The sequence below is a fragment of the Neobacillus niacini genome (assembly GCF_000759675.1).
Taxonomy (GTDB): Bacteria; Bacillota; Bacilli; order Bacillales; family Cytobacillaceae; genus Neobacillus; species Neobacillus niacini_A.
On record NZ_BAWM01000006.1, the window covers coordinates 131,206 to 155,004 of the forward strand.

Genomic DNA, 23,799 nt, shown 5'->3' on the forward strand with positions numbered 1-23,799 from the left:
ACCACCTCCATATGACTAGTATATCAAGTGAGTCATACAGGAAATGCCAATTTACTAGAAAAAATTACTAGTTTTTTAATAACATTGTTTTCGTGAATTTCCGAGTACGGGAATACATGAGAAGAAAAACAAACGCACTGCCTATCCTCAAAATGGAATTTAACTCCATTGATTTTTGTATGCCTAAACCTTCTAACAGCAAAATACCAATCTGAGGGGCTATAAAGGCGACAAATGATAGGAGTACATTATAGGTTGTGATGCAATACGTTCTCGTTTTGGAGGGTGATTGCTCCAACAAAAGGTTAAACAATAATAGCACAACCCCGGAAATAAAAAATCCGGATAGCGCCTGGACACCAGTTAAATAGTATAGATTGGTAGACAGAATGGTTAGAAAGGGAACAAGTGCCATCCCTAGTGCAGCCCATACCAGCATGAGGGTATTAGATTTTTCCTCTGCCCATTTCTTCCACAAAGGGAAAGTAAAGATTTGAACCATTTGACATGCAACTGAAAAGATACTTATCCAAAGGATGGTCGCTTCTGCGATTCTGACATGATAAATATTGAATATTCCCCATGACATCTGCCAGGTGAAATTAAAACAGAGTGCCGCAATCAGGAACCATTTGTAACCATGATCTTTAAAAATAGACCAGTCCATCGACGATTTTTTTGTACTGGTGACGGGTTGGACTGTTTCTTTATGTTTCATTAAGAAAAACACTTCGAGTAAGCCGAAAAGTAAGGCTGCGAAAAATAGCCACTGATAGGCGGTTGCGTTACTTGTTTGGTTTTTCATGATAATCCCGATAATAAGTGTGGAAATCATTCCTGCAATGGTTAATAGCCGGTTACGATCACTAAAAAAAGCACCCCTTTGTTCCTCTTTAATTAAACCGCTAATTAATGTTTGCCAGCCTATGTTAGCGATAGTAGCGGGTACATTCATGAAAGCGATAATGATTAAGAATGCCCATGCTTGGTAAGGAGAGGAGAAATAAACAACTCCTATTAGGAGCAAATATAATAGTCGAGTCCATAAAACTGCCATGGCAACTGTTTTTTTCTGCGTCTCCAAACGATTTAATAGAATAGCAGCTGGAATTGTCATGAGGAGTGCAATTAAAGGGGGAAGTGAACTAATCAATCCAACTTGATAATTGGTCGCTCCAAGAATTGAGATAGCAAAGATGGGATAAAAGTTCCCTGCAAGGTTGATAGCAATGGTAGAAACCATTCCATGATAGATACTTATCTTTTCATTATATGTGCGCACGATTCTTCACCAGTTTCCCTATTAATCAATAACGATATTATTATACAACGGTATCCGAAATTTCTATATAAAACTTATAAAAATTTACTGAAAAAAATATCAGTTTTGACATTTAAAAATTTTTCATGAAAATATAGCCAAAATCAAGTATAATGAATCTTTGGCTTTTACATTTCAATTTTTTTAGGAGTAATTTATATGAATCAGACTTTTACGTTGAAGGAAAAGACAAAACAAATTTTTGTCATGTTAATACCTATTTTAATCACGCAGCTCGGAATGTTTTCGATGGTGTTTTTTAACACGATAATGTCAGGAAAATATAGCTCTTCTGACCTTGCAGCTGTTGCCATTGGTTCATCAATCTGGAACCCGATATTTACAGGTATAAGTGGAATACTGCTTGCCGTTTCACCTATAGCAGCTCAGCGCTTTGGGGAAAAGAGGAGCAAGGAAGTAGCTTCCGTTGTACGCCATGGACTTTATCTTTCCTTAATGATTACGCTAGTGGTGATTATACTTGGAATTTTCTTTTTAAATCCACTTTTAGATAAAATGAATCTTCCGAGTGATGTACAGGAAACAGCTTTTGACTACTTGGTTGGTCTTAGCTATGGAATTCTTCCACTATTTATTTTTAACGTGCTTAGGTCTTTTATCTATGCATTAGGAAAAACAAGGATAGTGATGTATATCCTGCTCTTGTCTTTACCCATCAATTTATTTTTGAACTATGTATTAATCTTTGGACATTGGGGATTCCCGGAACTAGGCGGTGGAGGTGCAGGATATGCCACCTCCATCACTGAATGGGTGATAACTGGAATGACATTGTTCATAGTGAAAACGCAGGATCCTTTTTCAAGCTTTTCCGTTTTCGAGAATCTGAAAAAATTTTCATTGGCAGAGTGTAAGGAAATATTGAAAATTGGTGTACCAATGGGATTATCAACGTTTTTTGAAACGAGTATGTTTGCTGTCGTGACCATTCTATTAAGTAAATTTAACGTGACAACGATCGCGGCCTATCAAGCCGCGTTGAATATTGTTTCTTTCCTCTATATGATTCCGATTAGCATTTCGATGGCGCAAACGGTTCTAGTTGGGTATGAAGTAGGAGCACGAAGATACAAGGACGCGAAAACCTACAGCTGGCTGGGAATCTATCTAGCTATCCTGATTGCACTCATTACTGGAGTGTTTGTGGTTCTTCTCCGATATCAGGTGGCAGGATTTTACTCGAATGAAGCGGAGGTCATCAACTTAACGGCTCACTTCTTAATCTTTGCACTGTTCTTCCAAATTAGTGACGCCATTCAAGTCACCGCACAGGCAGCATTAAGAGGTTATAAAGATGTGAATCTTGCCTTTATCATGACCTTAATCGCTTACTGGTTCATCTGCCTTCCAGTCGGATATGGGCTGGCAAACTACACGAAACTAGGAGCAACAGGCTATTGGCTAGGACTAACTGCTGGACTGTTAGCGGCTGGAATCGCCTTATCATGGAGATTAATCTACATCCAAAAACGAAAATTCATAGACACACAAAAATTAGAAGCAGTATAATCTTACAAAAGACAATCCACTGTCCGCCTGAGGTGGACAGTGTCCACGAGCGGTGACAGGCACCGCGAAAAAAACACATAAATATATTATGTAAACAAAAATAAAAAATCTTACTCTATGAATAGGGTAAGATTTTTCAATTTATTAGAGTAATAGGTAAATATGTATTTTTTGTGTAGATATGAATTTTCAGTTAACACTGTAAAACACTATTTTGAAATGAGCTCGAAATCGGCTATAAATAGGGGAATAGATGAATTTATGGGGTAAAAATAAATGTCGAACAGTGTCTTTCAAAGAAATTGATTAGTCGAAAATAAAAAAGTATTCATTATACGTTCAAAATAAACGTCCGTCAATATGGTTAACAATCATTGAAAAGTATGAAGAAGAGAACGAAAAATTATTTATTGGGTAACAGATTTACTTTATATCATCTAGTAAAATATACTATTTTTGAGGAGGAATATTGTGGAAATAAAAGGTGTAAGTATGGGAAAAAAGTATCACCCTCGGGTTATGATCTTTGAGGAACTGAACCCAAGGGAAAAGCAAGTTGAGTATATCAACTTTATGGTTAGTATACTCTTATTCTTAAAATAATCAACCACTAATACTAGAAAAGAGGCTAACAAATTTATGGATCTAAGAGATAGACATCTTATTAACGAAAAGACAGTCCTAGTAACAGGTGAGTACAATGCTACAGGAGAATTATGGTCAAGAGTGATCGAAGGGGAAGAAACCTTCCTTGTAAAAAAGAGTCCAACTACAGTAATCGAGGAAACCTTATTACATTTGGGTTCTAATTTCCTTGGAGCTCGACCTAGTTCAAAATACCTACTTTCGCCAATGAGGATGCACCCTATAAGTGTTAATCCACAGATGGGCATTTTATTGTTTCCAACAATGAAAATGAAGTGCCATTGCTGTATTTGGTTTTCGCTTATTCATGTAAAATCAACAAACCCTGTTGGGGTTAACCAGATAGAAGTTTTAACAAGCTTTGGTCATACCATCTTAATCGATATGAGTGAAAGAGCCTTTAACAACAGGCGTCAAAAAGCAATTCAACTTCAAGAAACCATTATCAATAATCTAAATTGTCCCTTAAATTTCTATGTAGAACCAAAGAATGGCTTTTATATCAGAAAAAAACCAAAAGAAATTAATTATTTCCTTGAGAAAAAATAATACAAAGAGAGCAGCGTCCTTAATGGAGGCTGCTTTTATAATTTGGAAGTTTTGATTTACGACCTAGCAACAGATCAATTACAGACAACACTATACCCAATAATATCGGGAAAAACTTTAGCCTAATGGTCTGGTCATACAACAGGAAGCCATATATGTTAATCATTTCAGTAAGAAGCAATCCAAGTACAAAACCAGTAATAAACATTAGTATTGTTCTCATTCCCCAACCATTCCTTCCGGCAGCATGTGTTTAAATGCTATTACCCATGCTCGTAGTGTGTTTTCTATATTAACAAGTATAGCAATCAAAAAGTCTCTACATAATGAACCCGGGATGTAACTTTGACTACGACTTTGGTCTTAGTAAAAAGAAAATCTAAGCTAATCTTAGGTAAGGAATAAATTTACTAAAATAGTAAAAATTAAAAGTTAGGAGGGACTTCATTTTGAGGTCCATTTGAAAAAAAGGAAGATACCCCTATTGCCATCATTCAGCATGGGACAACAATGGCACAGCGAACAGTAACAGGAACACTAAGCTCCATTGTCGATCTGGTTGAAAAAGAAGGAATTCAAAATCCTGCTATCATCATTGTTGGAGAAGTAGTCACCTTCCGTGATAGAATTAGTTTACTAGAAGCAGGAGGGAAGGTGGAAAGTTATGCAACAATGGCTTAAAGAAGTAGCAAGAGGAAAAAGAGGGTCAAAAGACTTAGATTATGAACAAACAAAAGAGGTCGCTCGATCTATTATTAGTGGGACGGCAACAGATGCCCAAATAGCTGCCTATCTGATCGCACTCCGTATGAAAACGGAATCACCGGAGGAGCTGCTTGCGTTTGTGCATGCCTTTCAGGATGAGAGCAAAAAATTAGAATCGTCCAATCAGCCTATTATTGATTTAGCCAGTCCTTATAATGGAAGAAAGACTTTTGCAGGTAGTATTCCAACAGCAATTTTAATGGCTGATTACGGGTTGCCTGTATTTTTACATGGAAGTGATTCGCTGCCACCGAAATATGGAACAGCGATAAAGGAGATTCTTTTACAATTAGGTGTGAGTGTCTCTCAATCAGCTCACGGTCTGGCAAAAACAATGGGTGAAGCAGGAATTGCTTTCGCATCGACCGAGGAATTTTGCAATAGCTTAGGGAAGCTGCGTGAAATTCGTAAGGAGCTTGGTGTAAGAACTCTTTTTAATACAGTCGAGAAATTGTTAAACCTAGCAAATGCAGAATCACTGATGTTGGGTGCTTATCATCGAACCGCGATTAATAAAATCGCTCCTATTTTTAAAGGGCTTTCCTATAAAAATGTTTTTGTAGTTCAAGGAATGGAAGGATCGGAGGATTTGCCTGTTCACCGCAATAGCTTTATTTTTAAAATAACAGACCATGAGATGGAATCTTTTATTGTAAAACCAGAGGAATATGGTTTGTTGATACCAGAGTTGGATAAAGATATCAAACTATCAGCAAAAGAACAGTCAGACATCACGAAGGCGATTCTGAGTGGTGAGAATTCTAAATCACTTCAGCCTTATTACAATCAAGTATTATTTAATACCGGAATACGTTATCACTTGTTCGGTAGTGTGAATGATATTGGTGAAGGAATAGAAATTGCTAAAGAACAACTTAGGGAACAAAGGGGTATGCTCCAATTAGAAAAATGGAAAGCAAGTCAGCCTGAGAATATTATTTCCTAACAAAAGCGTTCTGGACGGTACATGCGTCTAGGACGCTTTCTGTTTTTGGGGGCTTAAATGGTGACAAATTTTATTTTTCTAAATTTTTGTTTTTCTTATTTACTTAAAACCTATAGGTATGGTAGGATTAATTTCAACAATTACCATATATCTTATCATGAGAGGCTGAGGGACTGGTCCAATGAAGCCCGGCAACCTGCTGTGCAAGGTGCTAATTCCAGCATAATGATCTCCATTTTGGGAGATAAGGCGTTAAACAATCGTGAGATGCCTTTCCTTTTTGGGAGGGCTTTTTTGATGAACAAAGGAGGATTGAAGTAATGACTACACCGGTTACGTATGAAAATTGGAGTCAAATATCCGATACTTTCTCGATCGAGGATAAAACGAAGGGTGCACTATCGGTATTGGAGTGGGCTTACAGTTCTTATCCAGAAGATCAAATTGTGTATGCATCCAGTTTTGGTGCAGAAGCGATTGTATTAATCGACCTCATCCAGCAGGTTAAGCCAGACGCGCATATCGTTTTCTTAGATACAGGCTTGCACTTTCCAGAAACATATGAGGTTATTAACAAAATCGAAAATCGTTTTCCCTCACTGAAAATTGAGCGAAAACTGCCAAAGCTAACCTTAGATGAACAGCGCGAACAATATGGATCAGCGCTGTGGAAGAGGGAGCCTAACCAATGCTGTAATATCCGCAAAGTAATTCCATTAAGGGAAACGCTGACGGCTAAACAAGCGTGGATCTCAGGTCTTCGCCGAGAACAATCACCAACCAGAGCAAACACTCAATTCCTTAATAAGGATGATAAATTTGAGAATATTAAAATCTGTCCGCTTATTCATTGGACATGGGACGAAGTTTGGGCCTATATCAAGGAAAAAGACCTCCCATATAATACCTTACACGATCAAAATTACCCAAGTATCGGCTGTTTTCCTTGTACACAGCCTGTTGCGGCGGATGGTGATTCCCGTGCAGGCCGCTGGGCGGGAAGTGGCAAGACGGAGTGTGGGCTTCACACATCCTAAAGGAGGGCTTTTTGAATGCTCACAGTTTTTGCAGTTACGATAGGATTATTTTTTGCAATCAATATTGGTGCCAGTGGTGCGGCTGCTTCGATGGGGATTTCTTATGGAGCAGGAGTTGTTAAAAAAAGGCTGGCTTTGTTCCTGTGCGGTATTGCAGTATTCTTTGGTGCCTGGCTTGGAGGCGGGGAAGTGGTCAAAACAATTGGAAGCGGGATTGTCCCTAATAGCACCTTTACCGTATCCATCGCTCTTATTGTTTTAGCTTCGGCTGCACTATCGTTATTCTTAGCCAATATTTTTGGGATTCCTCTCTCCACTAGTGAAGTTGCCGTTGGATCGGTCGTGGGGGCCGGAATCGTGTACCAATCCGTATTTGTTAGTAATCTAGCATGGATTATGATCTTCTGGCTGCTTACACCTTTTGTGGCGTTCTTAATTGCTATTCTTGCTGCTAATCTGTTAAAAAATAAAACACTTAAACGCTGGATGGAAGCGCCAAAAGCTGTCCCTTTTCTTTCCGTACTTGTCGTATTAATGGGGCTGTTTGAAGCCTTTTCAGCAGGGATGAACAATGTTGCCAATGCAGTTGGTCCACTAGTAGGTGCAGATATCCTTTCAACAGGTGATGGTATCTTTTGGGGTGGGTTATTTGTAGCATTAGGGGCGATTTTGTTAGGACATCGTGTACTTGAAACAAACGGGAAAAAAATTACCACTCTGCGTTTGGAAGAAGGATGTGTCATCTCTGGAACAGGAGCAGCCATTGTTACCGCAGCTTCGATATTCGGCATCCCTGTACCATTGACACAAATCACGACCTCTTCGATTATAGGAATTGGATTTACCAAGCATGGCAAATCTGTCTTAAAAAAGGATATCGTTGTTCGGCTGCTTACCGTGTGGATCGTGTCACCTGTTTTATCGATGGTGCTTTCCTACACACTCATCCAATTGCTGATTGAACATAACTTCTACCCAATCGTCGCGATGGCAGGAGTCTTGATTTCCGTATTCGGTGTGATGTCCTTGATGAAAAGGTCGAATCAAGCAGTTGCAGAAGCTGCGGAAAAGTAGATTGTTAGTTTCGCTGATAAACGGTTGAGGTTAGCCGATAACATTGGTTTTTCGCTAAAAAAGGGCTGAATTTCGCTGATACAATATTTTAGTTTCACCGGTAAATAGTATTTCCGACTAATAACTATTTAGTTTAGCAGTTAAATAGTGTTTATCGCTGATATAAATCTCTATTAAGAAGTTTTTTAATAAAAAAACGTAAATTTCATGAAGAAAGGTTTGATTCTGTTGTCATTTTTACCAACACCTCATGGAGGTAAACTAATCCAAGCATTTGATCCAAACTATGATGTAACATCCATCGTAAAAGAACTTGAAATCGACGCCATTGCCTTAAGTGACCTAGAGTTAATCGGTGTTGGGTTATTTAGTCCGCTAACTGGTTTCCTTGGAAAAGCAGATTATGAAAATGTAGTAGAGAACATGCGCCTTGCAGACAATACGATTTGGTCTATTCCTGTTACGCTCCCTGTTTCCTATGAAACAGCAGCAACTCTTGAAGTAGGGGAGAAAATCAAGCTTGTTTTTAACAAAGAGGTTTATGGGGTTATTACAGTTTCAGAATGGTATGAACCGAATTTAGACAAAGAAGCTGTTGAGGTGTATAAAACACTTGAAACAGCTCATCCAGGAGTAAAACGTCTTTATGAAAGAGGACCTGTTTATGTGGCTGGGGATGTAACACTTGTTAAAAAGCCAGAAAAAGGTGTTTTCAGCGATGTTTGGTTTGAACCAAAAGAAACACGTGCCCTTTTTGAAGAAAAAGGCTGGAAGACAGTTGTAGGCTTCCAAACAAGAAATCCAATTCACCGTGCCCATGAGTACATTCAAAAAGCAGCATTGGAAACAGTTGATGGACTATTTGTAAACCCGCTTGTTGGGGAAACAAAGTCTGATGACATTCCAGCTGATGTTCGCCTAAAAAGCTATCGTGTCCTCCTTGAAAATTACTACCCAGCAGAACGTGTACAGCTTGGTGTATACCCAGCTGCAATGCGTTATGCAGGACCAAGAGAAGCGATTTTCCATGCGATTGCCCGTAAAAACTTCGGCTGCACGCATTTCATTGTTGGCCGCGACCACGCAGGTGTAGGTAATTATTATGGTACTTACGATGCTCAATTAATTTTCAGTGAATTCCCTGAAGGGGAGCTTGGCATTAAACCATTATTTTTTGAACATAGCTTCTATTGCAATAAGTGTGAGGGAATGGCTTCTGATAAAACTTGCCCACATAGCAACGAAGACAGAGTGATTCTATCTGGAACAAAAGTAAGAGAATTACTACGTGCAGGACAGCTTCCTCCATCCACATTCAGCCGTAAAGAGGTTGTCGAAGTGCTGATTGAGGGAATGAAAGAAGAAACGACGGTTTAAGGAGGAGAAACTTTTGACAAAAGCAACGAACATCACATGGCATGCTAGTACTGTTACAAAATCCGACCGTCATGCTCAAAATGGTCATGGAAGCTGTGTACTTTGGTTTACAGGTCTTTCTGGTTCTGGTAAATCGACGATTGCAAATGCCGTTTCAAGCGCTTTGTACCGTCAGGGAATCAATGAATATGTTCTAGATGGTGATAATATCCGCCACGGATTAAACAAGGATCTCGGTTTTTCAGACCATGACCGGACAGAGAATATCAGAAGAATAGGTGAGGTTGCCAAATTGTTTGTAGATAGCGGTGCAGTTGTAACGACAGCATTCATCTCTCCATTCCGTTCCGATCGCGATCAGGTCCGAGCAATTTTTGAAGAAGGAGAGTTTATTGAAGTTTTTGTTGACTGTCCTCTTGATGAGTGTGAAAAGCGTGATCCAAAGCAGCTTTATGCAAAGGCTCGCCGCGGGGAAATAAAGGATTTCACTGGGATTGATTCCCCGTATGAAGCACCGGAATTTCCAGAAATTACGGTCCGTTCAGACCTTTTAACCGTGGAAGAAGCAGTTAATCAAATTTTTAGTTACCTCCAAGAAAAGAACATACTTTAATATGAGTCGATAAGAAAGGATGGTTGATCGATGGTTGGCAAGGTTTATTTAGTAGGTGCGGGTCCTGGAGATCCAGAATTAATTACAGTAAAAGGATTGCGCTGCCTGCAGCAAGCTGATGTCATCCTCTATGATCGGCTGGTAAATCCTGAACTTTTGGAGAATGCGAAAAAGGGAGCGCAACTTGTCTATTGCGGCAAGCTTCCACATTATCATACAATGAAGCAGGAAACCATTAATCATTTCTTGGTGAAGTACGCCAAAAAAGGGTATCAGGTGGTTCGCTTAAAAGGGGGAGACCCTTTTGTTTTCGGGCGCGGTGGTGAGGAAGCGGAGGAATGCGCTAAACATAACGTGCCGTTTGAAATTGTTCCAGGCATTACCGCTGGAATCGCCGCTTCTGCGTATGCAGGAATACCTGTTACCCATCGGACCATGAGTAAAAGCTTCGCATTTATTACCGGACATCAGGCTGGTGATGTCGAGGCGGAACATCAGTGGGCACATTTGGCAAAGGGTGTAGATACTATTTGTGTTTATATGGGAGTATCTCATCTTTCGACGATAACCAAACACTTAATAGTAAATGGTAAATCGCCGCAGACTCCGATTGCTCTGATCCATTGGGGTACATTAATCGACCAGAGGACAGTGGTTGGAACGATTGAGAATATTGAAGAAGTGGTGGAAAGAGAGCAGATTACCAACCCAAGCATGATCGTGATTGGGGAGGTAGTTAAACTAAACAAAAAATTGAATTGGTTTCAAGAAGAGATTGTACCAAATATACCAGTAGCCAGCAGGTAACAGCAGAAGGGAGCACATTGTATGAAAGCAATTCTTTATATCGGCCACGGTACTCGCTCAAAAAAAGGGGCGGTCGAGATTAGAGCCTTTATCGAACGTGTTAAGGCGCGAATTGATGTACCGATTCAGGAACTCAGTTTCCTTGAGTTGACAGAGCCGCTGATTGAAGAAGGCTTTGAAACATGTGTAAAACAAGGCGCAACGGAAATAGACGTTGTTCCACTGTTTCTATTGGCAGCGGGACACATAAAACGGGATATTCCTGAAGCCTTGTTACCCTTGATTGCCAAATATCCTACTATTCCGGTAAAAATAAAGAATCCATTCGGAGTACAGGAGGTCATCTTGGATGCGGTTGCTGAGTTAATTAGGGATTCTGCCGGTGAAGTCATCCCCGCAGACAGGTTATTAATCGTCGGTGTGGGTAGCAGTGACCCGGATGTTCACGTAAACTTTGGAAAGATTGCGGCAGGCATCGGGGAGCGGCTTGGTGCTGAAAGGGTTTCTGTTTGCTATTTAGCTGCAACTGAGCCGAAGCTGAGTGAGGGATTGGAGCTAATATCGGAAGGAGCGGCAGGTCGAGTAACCGTCATTCCTTATATGTTATTTTCCGGTCTCCTTCTTGCAGAATTAAATAAAACCGTTCGATCGCGGCAAAAAGAAGGTCAGAGGATCCTCTGTACCCTTCCATTAAGCAACCACACGGTGATTGAAGATATCGTAATTGAACGCGCCATAGGCGAGTAGATTAAAAATTCGTCGCGCGGGATTAACTAAAATATTTAAAGAGAAAAAAGTTACTTAAAGATTTTAATAGAGAACTGGGTCAAGAAAAAGACCAATTTATATCTAGCAGCCTCTAAAAAATACTGTATGATAAGTTTATATTCCATAGTGAGGTGGATAACGTTGCAACTTCAGGTAATGAACAGTCCGTTTAATCAGGAGCAGGCGGAACTCCTAAATCGTCTTTTACCGACATTTACTGAATCACAAAAAGTTTGGTTGAGTGGGTACCTCGCCGGTGCAGCTTCGGCGCCAATTGCTTCTGTCCTAGGAGTACCAAGCCAGCAAACAGCCGATGGGACAGCTTCAAAGGAAGTGACCATTCTTTACGGTTCACAAACAGGTAATGCGCGAGGTTTAGCAAAAAAGGCTAGCACGACGCTTGAAGGGAAAGGGTTCCAAGTAACGGTTTCCGCCATGAGCGATTTTAAGCCGAACAATATTAAGAAAGTAAAAAATCTACTTATTATAGTAAGTACGCATGGAGAAGGCGATCCACCGGATAATGCCCTTTCATTCCATGAGTTTTTACATGGTAAGCGGGCTCCAAAGCTTGAGGAATTAAACTTTTCAGTCTTATCTCTTGGAGATAGCTCGTATGAGTTTTTCTGTGAAACAGGAAAACAATTTGATGCTCGTTTGGAAGAACTCGGAGGCACACGACTTTACCCACGTTTTGACTGTGACCTAGATTATGATGAACCTGCAGCGGAATGGCTCGTAGGAGTGATTAGCAGCTTAGGTGAAGCAAAAGGTGGAATTTCAGTATTAACTCAGGGTGCTGCTACTCAAACAGTAGAATCAACCTACTCAAGAACCAATCCGTTTAAAGCAGAAGTGCTAGACAAACTCAACTTAAACGGTCGAGGATCCAATAAAGAAACACGCCATCTTGAGTTATCGCTTGAAGGGTCTGGACTTAGCTTCGAACCTGGTGACAGTCTTGGAATCTATCCAGAAAATGAACCAGAACTTGTCGATCTGCTTATTGAAGAATTGCAGTGGAACCCGGAAGAGGGCGTTACGATTAATAAACAAGGCGAGGTTCTTTCACTAAGAGCCGCCTTTATTACTTACTATGAAATTACGACATTAACAAAACCGCTTCTTGAAAAAGCAGTGAACCTTACTGCAAATAGCGAATTACAGGAGCTTTTAACAGACAGTGAAAAATTAAAATCCTATCTTGAGGGACGCGATTTACTCGATGTGATTCGTGATTTTGGACCGTGGAATAGCTCACCACAAGAATTTGTTTCGATTCTTAGAAAAATGCCTGCACGATTATACTCAATTGCAAGCAGCTTAACTGCGAATCCTGATGAAGTTCATTTAACGATAGGTGCTGTCCGTTATAATGCGCACGGTCGTGACCGAAAAGGTGTCTGCTCTATTTTTACCGCAGACCGCTTGCAGCCTGGGGACAGCGTACCAATCTACATTCAACACAACGAAAACTTTAAGCTCCCAGCTAATCCTGAAACTCCAATTATCATGGTAGGTCCAGGAACAGGGGTAGCACCTTTCCGCTCATTTATGCAAGAGCGTGAGGAGACTGGAGCAGAAGGTAAGTCTTGGATGCTCTTTGGAGACCAGCATTTTGTGACAGATTTCCTTTATCAAACGGAATGGCAAAAATGGCTGAAAGACGGTGTATTAACAAGAATGGATGTTGCTTTTTCCCGTGACACTGCTGAAAAAGTCTATGTTCAACACCGCATGCTAGAACACAGTAAGGAATTGTTCGAATGGCTTCAAGAAGGAGCTGTGGTATACATTTGTGGTGATGAGAAACATATGGCACATGACGTCCATCAAACGCTTATTGGAATTATCGAAAAAGAAGGAAGCTTGAGCCGAGAAGAGGCAGAAGCCTATTTAGCAGATATGCAGCAGCAAAAACGGTACCAGCGCGATGTATATTGATACAGTAGTGGAAGGAGATTTTCATAAATGGTGAAGCAAAAATTAATGGCACCTGATGGCGCGCCTAGCGATGTAGAGCGTATAAAAAGAGAAAGTAACTATTTACGCGGAACACTGAAAGAAGTAATGCTTGACCGAATCAGTGCAGGAATTCCAGACGATGATAACCGCTTAATGAAGCACCATGGCAGCTACTTGCAGGACGACCGTGATCTCCGCAATGAGCGTCAAAAGCAAAAGTTAGAGCCTGCCTACCAGTTTATGCTCCGTGTTCGTATGCCAGGTGGTGTGGCTACTCCAGAACAATGGCTTGTTATGGATGAATTAGCAGAAAAATATGGCAATGGAACATTAAAATTGACTACTCGAGAAACCTTCCAAATGCACGGAATTTTGAAATGGAATATGAAAAGCACGATTCAGGAAATCCATGCAGCTCTTTTAGACACGATTGCAGCTTGTGGAGATGTAAACCGAAATGTAATGTGTGCCTCGAACCCATACCAGTCTGAGGTCCACGCTGAAGTGTACGAATGGTCAAAAAAATTGAGCAACGACCTATTGCCACGAACAAGAGCGTATCATGAAATTTGGCTTGATGAAGAAAAAGTGGCTGGAACACCAGAGGTTGAAGAAGTCGAACCAATGTACGGTCCGCTTTATTTACCACGTAAATTTAAGATTGGTATCGCTGTGCCGCCATCGAATGACATCGATGTCTTTTCGCAAGACCTTGGTCTTATTGCGATTGTGGAAGAGGGGAAACTCGTCGGCTTTAACGTAGCAATTGGCGGAGGCATGGGGATGACTCATGGAGACAAAGAGACTTATCCGCAGCTTGCCAAAGTAATCGGCTTCGTTAAGCCAGAGCAAATCTATGATGTGGCTGAAAAAGTAATTACCATCCAACGCGACTACGGAAACCGCTCTGAGCGTAAAAATGCTCGTTTCAAGTACACCGTTGACCGCTTAGGACTTGAAACAGTAAAGGCAGAACTAGAAGAGCGCCTAGGTTGGAGCCTTGGTGAAGCAAAGCCTTATCATTTTGATAACAATGGTGATCGCTATGGCTGGGTGAAGGGTATTCGTGGAAAATGGCACTTAACACTGTTTGTTGAAGGTGGACGCGTGACAGATTTTGATGATTATAAGCTGAAGACAGGCTTACGGGAAATTGCCAAAATACATACAGGTGATATCCGTCTGACGTCTAATCAGAATATAATCATTGCCGATGTATCAGCACAGAAAAAGAAGAAAATTAGTGAATTGGTTGAACAATACGGTTTAACAGATGGTGAGCATATTTCAGCACTCCGTCGCAGCTCGATCTCATGTGTTGCGCTGCCAACATGTGGTTTGGCAATGGCAGAAGCAGAACGTTATTTGCCTCGTCTAATCGACAAAATTGAAACGATTGTTGACGAGAACGGTCTCCGAAATAAAGAGATTACGATTCGAATGACAGGATGTCCGAACGGTTGTGCACGACATGCACTTGGAGAGATTGGCTTTATCGGTAAAGCACCTGGCAAATACAATATGTATTTAGGAGCTGCGCATGATGGCAGCCGCTTAAGCAAAATGTACCGAGAAAACATCGGCGAAGAAGAGATCTTGAGAGAACTACGTGTCGTTCTTTCCCGTTACGCGAAAGAACGAGAGCAAGACGAGCACTTCGGTGATTTCGTCATTCGTGCTGGTATCGTTCAAGCTACAACAGATGGCACAAATTTTCATGAATAATATGGAAAAAGAGACAGAAATCCTGTCTCTTTTTTTTATGAAAAATAGTCAGAAATTTTAAACAACGTCTAGTTTTGTCATTTTTTAACTTGTTTTATCGAAACGGTTAAATAGATTTAAATACATGCTATAATTCTTTTCATGACTAACAGATTAAAGCAGCTAGATAATTAATATTGTTTAGAGGTGTATTTTTGTTATGAGGAAAGTAGATTTAGAAGAGGCAATAAATGAAAAAAGAGCTGAGATGATAGAATTAGGAATGGCAAAAGGACTTTCTTGTGAAGAAACAGTAGTTTGCAGTCAGGAACTAGATAGACTGCTGAATGACTATAGACGGTTAACAGCAAACCAGGGACGGTCTAAATTAACCTTATTTCAAGAAGATTTTTTAACCCTTATTCAGAACTCGCTAAAATTAATAGAGAGACCATACAAACTATTGCTTCCTTACAAAAGTAATAGATTCTCTTAATTTAATATGTATTCCTATAATTTATTATTAGACCCATCTATTAGTCCAAGATGGGTCTTTTTTTTCTTCAAAATTCTTACGTACGTTGAATCGTAGAGGTAGAGAAGCTTTTTACCATTTTCTGCAGGTTTCTATGTGCTTCTCTAAGTTTAATCGTTTCTTCGATGATTTTTTGAAATCCTTCAATGTCTCTATCAGATGCATTTAATAGTGTCTTCGGTACTCCTTCAGCGATTTGTTGTAGGGTAATATCCTGGCTCATAGCAATGACCACCTTTCAACTTATTCGTTAGACTAGCATTTCGTCTACTTTAATAGTTTTAGAAAAAGACGGGTTTCTCCTGCTATGACTGTAAAAAACTTATCTACATGAATCACCAGATTCTATTAGAAATTGTAAAGTTCTTGCAAATAACGACGGGAATCCATCAGACTTAATAGTAATTTGTAGAAAAATATTTAAAGAAAATTCAGTTAATTTTAAAAAGAGGCGGATACTGCAGTGAGTATCCGCCCTGAAAATTATAGATCCATGCTTAAGTATCGTTCGCCGGTATCAGGGGCAATACAAACCACTCGTTTCCCTGTACCTAATCGTTTGGCAACCTCAATGGCGGTATAAACAGCAGCCGCAGCAGATGGTCCGACAAAGATTCCTTCCTCTCTCGCTAAACGTTTGAACGTATCAACGGCAATTTCATCGGAGATTTGAAAAATTTCATCATAAACATCTGTGTTTAATATAACTGGTACGAATCCAGGACTAGTTCCAACTAACTTATGTGGACCAGGCTGCCCGCCAGATAATACCGGAGATCCTTTTGGTTCGACAACTCCTACAAAAAGATCTGGAAGCAATTCTTTTAATTTCTCACCTGTGCCAGTAATCGTACCTCCTGTACCAGCGGTCGCAACAAAAGCGTCGAGCCGTCCTTCCATTTGATTGTAGATTTCAATCGCAGTCGTGGTTCGATGGATATCTGGATTGGCAACGTTTTCGAACTGTTGTGGGATAAAACTTCCTGGAATCGTTTTTTGTAATTCCAGCGCTTTTTCAATTGCTCCCGGCATTTTCTTTTCACTTGGAGTTAGAACGACTTCGGCACCGTATGCCTTTAAGATATTAATTCTTTCTTTTGTCATATTATCGGGCATAATTAGAATCGCCCGATAACCCTTAGCAGCGGCGGTCATCGCCAAACCGATTCCGGTATTCCCACTGGTGGGTTCAATGATCGTATCCCCAGGTTTAATTAACTCTTTTTCCTCAGCAGTCTTTATCATATTATAAGCCGCACGGTCTTTAACACTTCCTGATGGATTAAACATTTCGAGCTTTACATATACCTCCGCTGCACCTTCAGGAACAAGTTTGTTCAGACGAACGACCGGTGTATCGCCAATTAAATCGGTGATATTATTAACAACCTTCATAAAGTGTTAACCTCCAAAATACTATTCAATATACCTTTATCTTAACAAAGAGGAATGGAATTTAAAAATTAAATAAGAAGTGGGCAGAAAATTTGCAGATTAATAGAAATATAGTTGACTTACCTAATGTTTGTAATATAATAAAACCAATAGATTTACTAGGGATTAAAAAAGAGGTGAAAATAAATGTATTTAAGGATAGATGGAATAGAGAAAAGTTTTATTGATGATAGAAAAGAAAACGTGAAAGTTCTTGAGGGAATAAATTTGAACGTTAAAAAAGGGAGCTTTGTTTCAATTGTTGGACCATCAGGATGTGGTAAGTCCACATTGCTATACCTTGTTGCTGGACTCGACAAATCAGATCGTGGAGAAATCCGCGTTGATGGAAACTTGGTAACAAAACCTGGACCAGAAAGAGTAGTGGTTTTCCAAGAGGCAGGTTTGTTTCCATGGCTAACTGTTTTAGAAAATGTAACCTACGGGCTGATTCTTAAAAAAATGCCAAAAGAAGTAGCAAAAACAAAGGCCTTGGATGTTTTAAAAATGGTTCACCTCAGTCGGTATGTGAATTCATATCCTCACGAATTATCCGGTGGAATGAAGCAAAGGGTTTCAATCGCAAGAGCGTTAGTAATGGAGCCTGACATCCTATTAATGGATGAGCCTTTTTCAGCACTTGATGAACAAACAAGAATGGTGCTGCATAAAGAGCTGCTCGAAATCTGGAGGAAGACAAAAGTAACGATCTTCTTTATCACCCACAATATTAGAGAAGCTGTACTTCTTTCAGAAGAAGTGGTCGTTTTTGCAACACGTCCAGGAAGGATTAAGGAAATTATTCCAGTTCCAACCATGAAGGACGGGGTAACACCTGACAGCGTTACATTAAATACGGAACAACGAATTTTGTCAATTTTACAGGATGAAATCGAAAAAGTATTGAAGGAGGAAATGGGTGATGACTACAGCTTTAAGACGGATCATCTTCATCGCGGCGATAGCGGTGATATGGGAAGTCACATCTAGATTTTCCAGCCTTCCGGATTTTATGTTTCCAAGCCTTACTCAAGTATTAGACACACTCTTTAATGGGTTAATCAGTGGGCAAATAACACTGGCAATAGGTAAAAGTATGGGTCGTATTTTACTGGGCTTCACAATCGCGATTGTTGTCGGATTGATACTAGGGTATTTTATTTGGCGGTATAAACTTGTCGAGGATACGCTTGGTTTTGTCGTTACCGCTCTACAATCAATTCCAAGTATCGTCTGGTTTCCATTAGCCATCATTTGGTTTGGATTAAACGATTTTTCCATCTTGTTTATTGTTACCATTGGGGCCACGTGGACGATGACCGTCAATGCAACAAGCGGCTTTAAAAACGTTCCACAGCTTTATCAACGTGTTGCCAAGGTATATGGTTCAAGCGGCTTTCATTTTCTACGTACCGTTATCCTGCCTGCCTCTGTTCCGCAGATTATTTCAGGGTTACGGATTGCTTGGGCATTCTCATGGCGTGCACTGATGGCGGGAGAGCTTCTTGGAGGCGGCGGAGGACTTGGTCAGCTGTTAGAAATGGGTCGTTCACTCGGGCAAATGGATTTAGTTATTTCTGTCATGATTATCATTGCGATTATTGGGACCATTGTGGATAATGTTGTTTTTTCAAGGCTAGAACGCAATGTAGAAGTAAAATGGGGTATTCGAGGAAGAGCTTAATAAAAAAATATTATATAGCCAGGAGAGAATAAGATGTTGAAAAAATCTATGCTTTATCTATTTATCACCGTTTTGTTTATTGGATTGCTTAGTGCATGTGCTCAATCTTCGAATGAAGGTGGAGAAGAGGCGAAAACAGTTAAAATCGGTTATTTTCCAAACTTAACTCATATTGCAACCATTGTTGCGCTTGAAAAAGGCTATTTTGAAGAAGCTTTCGGTAAAGATGTGAAGATTGAAACGAAAACTGTTGCAAATGGCGGACTATTTATGGAAGCAATGGCAACAAAGGCAATTGACGTTGGTACAGTTGGACCTGGTCCATTACTTAACTTTTATGTGAAGAACAAGGAATACCACCTGATTTCAGGAGCCGTGAATGGAGGAGCGGTACTTGTTGCAGCTGAAGGAAGCGGTGTTGAAAAGTTAGCTGATTTAGATGGTAAAAAAGTGGCGATTCCGGTTATTGGAAGCACGCAGGATGTTATGCTAAGAAAAGCATTAAAAGATGCGGACTTAAAGGCGAAAACGAGTGGAGGCACAGTAGATTTATTTGCTGCTGCTCCAGCTGATACAGCTTCACTTTTCATCCAAAAGCAAGTGGACGCAGCTGCGACTCAGGAGCCTTGGGGATATGTACTTGAAAATCAAGCAAACGGGAAGCTACTTCTTGACTGGGATGAATTCGCTTGGGGGAAAGAATCTACAAATACAGTGGTTGCTGCTAGAGCAGACTTTTTGAAAAACAAAGACTTATCAAAGCAGTATTTAGATGCTCACAAAAAAGCGGTAAAATTCATCCAAGATAATCCTGAAGAAAGTAAAGAAATTGTCATCAAGCACTTAAAAGATCTTACAGGTAAAGAGTTAAACAAAGAAGAAGTAGACGCAGCATTCTCACGTTTAGCTGTGACAACAGATGTAAATGAAAAAGTAATTCAGGAAATGGCTGATATCAGTAAAGAAGCTGGATATATTCCAAGCAGTGATATTAAAGGTTTAATTGATATATCTTTATTGAAGTAAACGGAAAGGTTTTGAACTTATTATGAGTTCAAAACCTTTTTTTAAGGTAAAATAAGGTAAGTAATACATACCTAGAGGAAGGAATGGTAGGAATGAAATCAACGATTACATGGACGGGGGATATGGCTTTTACGGGTATGACACCGTCAGGGCATGAATTAAGTATGGACGCAGCACAAGAAATTGGTGGGCAAAATAGCGGTCCCAGACCGACAGAGTTACTCCTTTATTCGCTTGCAGGATGTACAGGAATTGATATCGTGATGATTTTGAAAAAAATGCGCTTAGATCTGACGGGGTTTGCCATGGAAGTAGAGGGGACACGGGCAGACACAGAACCAAAGAAATTTACTGATTTTTATATTCATTATTTAGTAGAAGGGGATCTCCCAGAAGAAAAAGTAGTCCGTGCGATCCAATTATCAAAAGACAAATACTGCTCCGTATCCCATTCACTAAGTGCAAATATAGTAGCAAGCTATTCTATTAACGGAAAAAAGGGAAATCAAGATTTATAAGAATAGCTGTGTTGTTCCCGCGGAAAGCAACTGACAATTTTAACACAGCCAACAAAAAAAGAAAGGATTCAGCTTTTTGCTGAATCCTTTACCTTTTCATAGTGATCATAGAACACTTTAAAAAGTCTTTCATCTCCGCCTCTATCGGGATGGAGGGCTTTTAATATTTTCTTGTATTCTTTCCTGATAACGTCTATATCTGCCCCAGGATCTAAGCCTAATAACGAGGTTAAGGTCAGAGGTGGTGTATCGGATAGAGCATACTCAGCTTTTAGCATTCTTTTTAGGGATCTATTTTTTGCTTGTTCAATCCGAATCGAGGTTTTTAACTGTTCAATTTCTTCTTTGAATTTTTGATTTTCACGAAACGTTTTTTCCCAATGGTGAAAATCTACTCCGAACTTCTTCGTATTGTTCTCAATTTTTTTTTCTAAAATAAAGGACGCTAAATCGACTGGATTTATCGAGTATTCTAGATTTAGGTGCTTCGTCCTTCTAGCCTTGATTTTCCCATCGAGTATCCAACGGATGACAACCTGTTCACTGTCTGTAATACCTTCAGCTCTAAGCTGTTCTGTAACCTCTTTAACATTTAGCATATGATCAACTCATTCTTCATTCGTCTAGTAATTACTAAACCCAATGTATCATATGGAAAACGTTCCAGGTTTACAAGACTATTTAATTTTTATTAAAAATAGTTTTCAAACTAAAACTTAACGATTATCTACTTTTTCCGGATAGAGGTCATGGTTCATCAAACGGAAAGTTGCCATTTCTTCGAACTTGGTACCTGGTTTACCGTAGTTACACCATGGATCAATCGAGATTCCACCGCGTGGAGTGAATTTTCCCCAAACCTCAATATATCGGGGATCCAGAAGCTTGATTAAATCGTTCATAATGATATTAACGCAATCCTCGTGGAAATCGCCATGATTTCTGAAGCTGAATAGATAAAGTTTAAGAGATTTACTCTCGACAATTTTTTTATTTGGGATGTATGAAATATACATCGTTGCAAAATCAGGTTGATGGGTAAGCGGACATAAGCTTGTGAATTCAGGGCAATTAAATTTTACGAAATAATCACGCTCTGGATGAAGATTATCGACTGCCTCCAAAACATCTGGTGCATATTCAAAAGAGTATTGTGTATTTTGATTCCCTAATAATGTTAAATCCTTTAGTCCTTCTTCGTGGCTGCGGCCTGACATATAAAAAACCCCCTGTAAAATGTATCCCAACACTTTTGCGAAGGAGAGCATCTAGCCAACATTCTATGCAAAACCACAAGGATAAAAAAACAAAAAGCCACGTCCGGTATGGACATGGCATAGAGTCATGTATCCATAGTTTTTTATAGAGGGTATCAGCTATGAACCTCTCCCGTGTAAGTACGGGTATTATCTTCTCCATATGATAAAGGACACGTTGCGAAACGTCAATTGAAAAATAATGGACAGAAAATAATCCCAAAATTTAAAAGATTACTCTTTACGTTTTTTTATGGTATCATACAAACAGAAAATAATAGAGGTTCTAGCACCCCTCGTTAAAAAAACTAAGATGAAGCGGTACTTCTATCTTGGGGTACGGCTTTTTCTATTTTGGAAGGAGTTTCCATAAACATGTTAAAAGAAGAAAAGGCCATTGTCGTATTTAGCGGCGGGCAGGACAGCACTACTTGTTTATTTTGGGCGTTACAACAATTTAAAGAGGTGGAAGCAGTCACATTCGACTACAATCAAAGGCATAGTTTAGAAATTGAATGTGCCAAAAATATAGCCAATGAACTAGGTGTAAAACATCATATTTTAGATATGTCTTTATTAAATCAACTCGCACCCAATGCGTTAACACGCTCAGATATTGAAGTGAAGGATGGCGGAGAAGGTGAACTTCCTTCAACCTTTGTTCCGGGACGAAACCTGTTATTCCTCACCTTTGCGGGAGTATTAGCACGTCAGGTTGGTGCCAAGCATTTAGTGACTGGTGTTTGTGAAACAGATTTCAGCGGCTACCCAGATTGCCGTGATATTTTTGTCAAATCACTAAATGTAACCTTAAATCTTTCCATGGATGATAACTTTGTTATTCACACACCATTAATGTGGCTAAATAAAGCGGAAACGTGGGCATTAGCAGATGAATTAAATGCATTTGAATTTGTACGTGAAAAAACATTAACCTGCTACAATGGTGTTATTTCTGACGGCTGCGGCGAATGTCCAGCATGTTTATTAAGAAAACGTGGACTCGATGACTTTCTAAGTGGGAGGGTATAAGATATGTACGGATTTAGAATAGTCGATAAACTTCAGAAAATAGATGAAGACATTCAGCGTAAACAGTTAAAATACCATACTAAGCGTGTATTGGTGAGTAAAGAATTTACCTTTGATGCGGCACACCATTTACACTGCTATGAAGGAAAATGCAAGAACCTTCATGGTCATACCTATAAAGTCATCTTTGGCATTAGCGGCTATGTGGATGACAGAGGATTAATGATGGATTTTGGTGATATCAAGGAAATTTGGAAAAATGAAATTGAGATTCACCTGGATCATCGATACCTAAATGAAACTCTGCCTCCGATGAATACAACTGCTGAAAATATTGTGGTTTGGATTTATGAAAAAATGCAAGCAGCATTAGCGAAAGAAGAGAATAAGGATCAATTCCTCGGTGCAAGAGTAGAATTTGTCCGCCTTTTTGAAACGCCTACCAGCTATGCTGAGGCAAGAAGGGAGTGGATGGAGGAATGAGCAAAATTCCGGTACTAGAGATTTTTGGTCCCACTATCCAAGGCGAGGGGATGGTCGTTGGACAGAAAACGATGTTTGTCCGAACCGCTGGCTGCGATTATTCCTGCAGCTGGTGTGATTCAGCCTTCACGTGGGACGGCAGCGCCAAAGACGATATCAAGCAAATGACTGCAGAAGAAATTTGGGAAGAATTATATTCCCTTGGCGGTGATAATTTCTCCTTTGTAACCATTTCAGGGGGAAATCCCGCGCTATTGAAAAACCTAGATACACTGATTGGTTTATTAAAAGAAAAGCAGATTAATATTGGACTTGAAACGCAGGGAAGCAGATGGCAGGACTGGTTCGTAAAAGTGGATGAACTGACCATATCACCAAAGCCGCCGAGCTCGACGATGGAAACAAATTTTGAAATATTAGATTCGATTTTTATCAATCTAGATGAAAACCAGTATGAAAATAATGTAAGTTTAAAAGTCGTTATTTTCGATGAAGCTGATTTGGATTATGCGAGAATGGTTCATAAGAGATACGAAGGCATTCCTTTTTATCTACAGGTAGGGAATGACGACATCACGAATGTTAATAACCAAGAATTGATCCAAAAGCTGCTGAATAAATATGAGTGGCTGGTCAATCGGGTTATCGAAGACAGTCAGTTAAACAATGTCAAAGTACTGCCTCAACTCCATGCCTTGCTTTGGGGTAATAAACGCGGTGTTTAAATGGA

26 protein-coding genes and 2 riboswitches are annotated in these 23,799 nt (G+C 39.8%); of the genes, 20 read left to right on the top strand and 6 right to left on the bottom strand.

Going from position 1 to position 23,799, the window contains the following annotated elements; all coding sequences use genetic code 11:
• Window positions 1-67 precede the first annotated feature (67 nt).
• Window positions 68-1,282 (bottom strand): MFS transporter, encoded by a 1,215-nt coding sequence (locus TR08_RS03455; RefSeq protein ID WP_045515753.1) that lies wholly within the window; start codon window positions 1,280-1,282, stop codon window positions 68-70.
• Between the two features lie 198 nt (window positions 1,283-1,480).
• Between TR08_RS03455 and TR08_RS03460 the strand changes: the two genes are divergently transcribed.
• The gene (locus TR08_RS03460) at window positions 1,481-2,851 is read left to right on the top strand and encodes an MATE family efflux transporter (RefSeq protein ID WP_045515754.1); all 1,371 of its coding nucleotides are present in this window, start codon (window positions 1,481-1,483) and stop codon (window positions 2,849-2,851) included.
• A 639-nt stretch (window positions 2,852-3,490) separates the two neighbouring features.
• Window positions 3,491-4,045: a competence protein ComK gene (locus tag TR08_RS03465; protein ID WP_045515755.1), complete on the top strand. Its 555-nt coding sequence runs from the start codon at window positions 3,491-3,493 to the stop codon at window positions 4,043-4,045.
• Between the two features lie 19 nt (window positions 4,046-4,064).
• Here TR08_RS03465 and TR08_RS33810 read toward each other — a convergent pair whose 3' ends face one another.
• On the bottom strand, window positions 4,065-4,268 hold the full coding sequence (locus tag TR08_RS33810; RefSeq protein WP_152597326.1) for a DUF5957 family protein: 204 nt from the start codon (window positions 4,266-4,268) through the stop codon (window positions 4,065-4,067).
• Window positions 4,269-4,555: 287 nt separating this feature from the next.
• On the opposite strand from TR08_RS33810, the gene TR08_RS32335 reads away from it, so the two are divergent.
• The 11 genes from TR08_RS32335 (at window position 4,556) to TR08_RS03520 (ending at window position 15,597) form a co-directional block, all read left to right on the top strand.
• On the top strand, window positions 4,556-4,726 hold the full coding sequence (locus TR08_RS32335; protein ID WP_193747665.1) for a hypothetical protein: 171 nt from the start codon (window positions 4,556-4,558) through the stop codon (window positions 4,724-4,726).
• Complete coding sequence (locus TR08_RS03470) at window positions 4,710-5,756, top strand: anthranilate phosphoribosyltransferase (RefSeq protein WP_045515757.1); 1,047 nt, start codon at window positions 4,710-4,712, stop codon at window positions 5,754-5,756. The genes TR08_RS32335 and TR08_RS03470 overlap by 17 nt, the downstream gene beginning before the upstream one ends.
• Window positions 5,757-5,905: 149 nt before the next feature.
• Window positions 5,906-6,007: riboswitch (SAM riboswitch) on the top strand.
• A gap of 69 nt (window positions 6,008-6,076) precedes the next feature.
• Window positions 6,077-6,793 carry a phosphoadenylyl-sulfate reductase gene (locus tag TR08_RS03480; protein WP_045515761.1) on the top strand — a complete coding sequence of 239 codons (717 nt, stop codon included), beginning with the start codon at window positions 6,077-6,079 and terminating at the stop codon, window positions 6,791-6,793.
• Window positions 6,794-6,808: 15 nt separating this feature from the next.
• Window positions 6,809-7,867: an inorganic phosphate transporter gene (locus TR08_RS03485; protein ID WP_045515762.1), complete on the top strand. Its 1,059-nt coding sequence runs from the start codon at window positions 6,809-6,811 to the stop codon at window positions 7,865-7,867.
• 207 nt (window positions 7,868-8,074) lie between these two features.
• On the top strand, window positions 8,075-9,244 hold the full coding sequence (gene sat / locus TR08_RS03490; protein ID WP_045515763.1) for a sulfate adenylyltransferase: 1,170 nt from the start codon (window positions 8,075-8,077) through the stop codon (window positions 9,242-9,244).
• 13 nt (window positions 9,245-9,257) lie between these two features.
• Window positions 9,258-9,857, top strand: a complete 600-nt coding sequence (gene cysC / locus TR08_RS03495) for an adenylyl-sulfate kinase (RefSeq protein WP_045515765.1) — start codon at window positions 9,258-9,260, stop codon at window positions 9,855-9,857.
• 30 nt (window positions 9,858-9,887) lie between these two features.
• Complete coding sequence (gene cobA, locus TR08_RS03500) at window positions 9,888-10,664, top strand: uroporphyrinogen-III C-methyltransferase (protein ID WP_045515766.1); 777 nt, start codon at window positions 9,888-9,890, stop codon at window positions 10,662-10,664.
• Between the two features lie 21 nt (window positions 10,665-10,685).
• Complete coding sequence (locus TR08_RS03505; protein ID WP_045515767.1) at window positions 10,686-11,411, top strand: sirohydrochlorin chelatase; 726 nt, start codon at window positions 10,686-10,688, stop codon at window positions 11,409-11,411.
• Window positions 11,412-11,573: 162 nt separating this feature from the next.
• On the top strand, window positions 11,574-13,376 hold the full coding sequence (locus tag TR08_RS03510) for an assimilatory sulfite reductase (NADPH) flavoprotein subunit (RefSeq protein WP_045515769.1): 1,803 nt from the start codon (window positions 11,574-11,576) through the stop codon (window positions 13,374-13,376).
• A 27-nt stretch (window positions 13,377-13,403) separates the two neighbouring features.
• Complete coding sequence (cysI, locus tag TR08_RS03515) at window positions 13,404-15,122, top strand: assimilatory sulfite reductase (NADPH) hemoprotein subunit (RefSeq protein ID WP_045515770.1); 1,719 nt, start codon at window positions 13,404-13,406, stop codon at window positions 15,120-15,122.
• Between the two features lie 199 nt (window positions 15,123-15,321).
• Window positions 15,322-15,597 (top strand): aspartyl-phosphate phosphatase Spo0E family protein, encoded by a 276-nt coding sequence (locus TR08_RS03520; protein ID WP_045515771.1) that lies wholly within the window; start codon window positions 15,322-15,324, stop codon window positions 15,595-15,597.
• Window positions 15,598-15,673: 76 nt separating this feature from the next.
• Here the strand turns inward: TR08_RS03520 and TR08_RS03525 are convergent, their stop codons facing one another.
• Window positions 15,674-15,859 carry a hypothetical protein gene (locus tag TR08_RS03525; RefSeq protein ID WP_045515772.1) on the bottom strand — a complete coding sequence of 62 codons (186 nt, stop codon included), beginning with the start codon at window positions 15,857-15,859 and terminating at the stop codon, window positions 15,674-15,676.
• A 260-nt stretch (window positions 15,860-16,119) separates the two neighbouring features.
• Entirely contained in the window at window positions 16,120-17,031 is a 912-nt protein-coding gene (gene cysK, locus TR08_RS03530; RefSeq protein ID WP_045515774.1) for a cysteine synthase A, read from the bottom strand.
• 186 nt (window positions 17,032-17,217) lie between these two features.
• Here cysK and TR08_RS03535 point away from each other — a divergent pair, with 186 nt between their 5' ends.
• The 4 genes from TR08_RS03535 (at window position 17,218) to TR08_RS03550 (ending at window position 20,298) form a co-directional block, all read left to right on the top strand.
• Entirely contained in the window at window positions 17,218-18,060 is an 843-nt protein-coding gene (locus TR08_RS03535) for an ABC transporter ATP-binding protein (protein WP_045515775.1), read from the top strand.
• Entirely contained in the window at window positions 17,993-18,754 is a 762-nt protein-coding gene (locus TR08_RS03540; RefSeq protein WP_045515777.1) for an ABC transporter permease, read from the top strand. Before TR08_RS03535 ends, TR08_RS03540 begins: the two co-directional genes overlap by 68 nt.
• Window positions 18,755-18,787: 33 nt before the next feature.
• Window positions 18,788-19,780, top strand: a complete 993-nt coding sequence (locus TR08_RS03545; RefSeq protein ID WP_045515778.1) for an aliphatic sulfonate ABC transporter substrate-binding protein — start codon at window positions 18,788-18,790, stop codon at window positions 19,778-19,780.
• Between the two features lie 92 nt (window positions 19,781-19,872).
• A complete protein-coding gene (locus tag TR08_RS03550) occupies window positions 19,873-20,298 on the top strand; it encodes an OsmC family protein (RefSeq protein ID WP_045515898.1) in 426 nt (141 codons plus the stop codon).
• Window positions 20,299-20,366: 68 nt separating this feature from the next.
• On the opposite strand, the gene TR08_RS03555 is transcribed toward TR08_RS03550, so the two are convergent.
• Both TR08_RS03555 and queF read right to left on the bottom strand, forming a co-directional pair.
• On the bottom strand, window positions 20,367-20,897 hold the full coding sequence (locus TR08_RS03555; RefSeq protein ID WP_045515780.1) for a J domain-containing protein: 531 nt from the start codon (window positions 20,895-20,897) through the stop codon (window positions 20,367-20,369).
• Between the two features lie 117 nt (window positions 20,898-21,014).
• Window positions 21,015-21,515, bottom strand: coding sequence for a preQ(1) synthase (gene queF, locus TR08_RS03560; RefSeq protein WP_045515781.1), 501 nt, complete (start codon window positions 21,513-21,515; stop codon window positions 21,015-21,017).
• Window positions 21,516-21,644: 129 nt separating this feature from the next.
• A riboswitch (PreQ1 riboswitch) is annotated at window positions 21,645-21,691 on the bottom strand.
• A gap of 238 nt (window positions 21,692-21,929) precedes the next feature.
• Here queF and queC point away from each other — a divergent pair.
• The 3 genes from queC to queE are packed head-to-tail and all read left to right on the top strand — an operon-like array spanning window position 21,930 to window position 23,794.
• On the top strand, window positions 21,930-22,586 hold the full coding sequence (queC, locus tag TR08_RS03565) for a 7-cyano-7-deazaguanine synthase QueC (RefSeq protein WP_045515782.1): 657 nt from the start codon (window positions 21,930-21,932) through the stop codon (window positions 22,584-22,586).
• Window positions 22,587-22,589: 3 nt separating this feature from the next.
• The gene (gene queD, locus TR08_RS03570; protein ID WP_045515783.1) at window positions 22,590-23,069 is read left to right on the top strand and encodes a 6-carboxytetrahydropterin synthase QueD; all 480 of its coding nucleotides are present in this window, start codon (window positions 22,590-22,592) and stop codon (window positions 23,067-23,069) included.
• On the top strand, window positions 23,066-23,794 hold the full coding sequence (gene queE / locus TR08_RS03575) for a 7-carboxy-7-deazaguanine synthase QueE (protein ID WP_045515784.1): 729 nt from the start codon (window positions 23,066-23,068) through the stop codon (window positions 23,792-23,794). Before queD ends, queE begins: the two co-directional genes overlap by 4 nt.
• Window positions 23,795-23,799: the final 5 nt, after the last annotated feature.